This window comes from Limosilactobacillus mucosae (assembly GCF_046939755.1).
GTDB lineage: Bacteria > Bacillota > Bacilli > Lactobacillales > Lactobacillaceae > Limosilactobacillus > Limosilactobacillus mucosae_A.
On record NZ_JBKZAY010000059.1, the window covers coordinates 1 to 1994 of the forward strand.

A 1994-nucleotide genomic window follows, 5' to 3' on the forward strand; every position below is an offset into this window, starting at 1 on the left:
ATCAGTGAGAAAGACCGTAAAAACATTGCTTATGCTCGAGTATCATCAGCTGGACAAAAACGTGATCTAGAGGATCAGATGGATTTCTTGATTCAATATTGTAATGCTAAGGGCATTATTATTGATGAGCATATTACAGATATTGGCAGTGGACTCAATTACAAACGACCTAAGTGGAATAAGCTGTTACAAGAAGTTGAAGATCGCAAAATTGGCAAAATTTATGTGACTTATAAGGATCGCTTTATTCGCTTTGGCTTTGATTGGTTCGCTGACTTTTGTAAGCGTCATGGTGCAGAAATCATCGTGGTTAATAATCCTAAAACTAGCCCCGATAAGGAATTGGTTGACGATCTGACCAGTATTATCCATGTGTTTTCCAGTCGCTTATACGGATTACGCCGTTATAAAAAACAGATTGAGACGGATCCCAACTTGAAAGGTGGTGGTAGGAATGACTGATACAATCCAAACGGTGGTTTACGAACTGCATCCGAATAAGACTATGAAGCAGGTTTTGGATGAGGCTATTGATTATCGTCGTTATTGTTGGAACCAAGCCTTAGAAACATGGAATGAGTTGTATCTTGCTCATAAGATTTACGACAAAATTCTATGGACTAAATTTATTCCCAAACAAAATAAAAAGACGGGAAAAATCACGGTAAAACCTATCGACGTTCATCTAAATCCTTCTCCGAATTGGAAGATGGTTCGTGACATTATGGTACACGACAAAGCGGATTGGCAATATCAGCGCTCTGCCCACCTGCTTGGTCTTGCCGTTAAGGACTTGGGCAATGCTTGGCAGAATTTTTTTGACAAGGCACAGTCTGATTGGGGAAAACCACATTTTCATTCCCGTCGAGAACCACGCCAGGGCTTTAAAAGCGATCAAAGCAAGATTGTAGACGGTTTACTGCGTCTGGAACGTCCTCAGAAGAGTCTCGTTCCAAGTGAAGAATGGCGAGACTTTAAATTAAGTGAGAAACCTTTGTCTGACAAAATCGGTGTAGTCAGCTATTTCCGTGAAAAAGGCCGTTACTATGCAGCTGTACCGTTTAAAGTCGCCAATAAAAAAGCACTACCCAAAACTGGTAAGAATACGGCAGTTGATGTTAATGTCGGTCATTTCAACTATACGGATGGTCAACAAAACGTTCTTCCAAAAAAGTTGGAACGCATTTACGAAAAAATTAAACATTATCAACGTCAATTAGCACATAAACGGGTTGTTACTGGCAGTACGCAAAGCAATAACTATTTGAAGACGAGAACCAAGCTTCAAGCATGCTATCGCAAAGCATCTAATATCCAAAATGACCTCATGCACAAATTTACGACTAAATTGGTTAATAATTATGATCAAATCGTAATTGAAAACCTGTCTGTCAAAGGCATGCTAATGAGCCATGTAGCTTCTAAGGGCGTGCATCGTTCCATGTTTGGCAGGTTTAAGCAAATGTTGACTTACAAGTGCAAATGGTATGGTCGCAAACTAATTCTAGCTGACAAACTATATCCATCTACTCAGCGGTGTGCAGTCTGCGGCACCATTAAGCGTGGCGATGAACGCATTACGCTGTGTGGCAACAAGAAGCATGGCACCAAACATAATGAGTTTGTTTGCTATAACAAAAAATGTCCCAACTACAACTTAGCTGTAGATCGGGACACCAATGCGATGTTTAATCTTTTAGCGCTGATTGAGCATCCAAAATTGAATAAGGCACTATAAATTTAAAAGAAAGGATTGTTAATGGTCTTGAGCAATTGAGGCCATACGGGTTAGCTGTACCCGAGGATTGGCGAGAGCCTTCCTTAGATGTTGCAAGAGTGATGTTTCAGCATCTGCGTTGGTCAATGCGATTACTCCCTCGTTGGAATATCGGAATACCGGCGATAACGGCAATAAGAAAAACGTCTGTATTTAAGTCTTCGGATATGTAGTTAAAATCGCAAAATAACTACATTGCACACGTTTTTTGCAGCGG

The 1994-nt window shown here is 40.4% G+C and carries 2 protein-coding genes; both read left to right on the plus strand.

What is annotated here, in order from left to right; translation table 11 throughout:
- On the plus strand, positions 1–462 hold a 462-nt coding region (locus tag ACLUWI_RS10025), incomplete at its 5' end, for an IS607 family transposase (RefSeq protein WP_412147206.1).
- Positions 455–1738: an RNA-guided endonuclease InsQ/TnpB family protein gene (locus ACLUWI_RS10030; RefSeq protein ID WP_412147207.1), complete on the plus strand. Its 1284-nt coding sequence runs from the start codon at positions 455–457 to the stop codon at positions 1736–1738. The genes ACLUWI_RS10025 and ACLUWI_RS10030, both read left to right, overlap by 8 nt.
- The last annotated feature ends 256 nt before the right edge of the window (positions 1739–1994 follow it).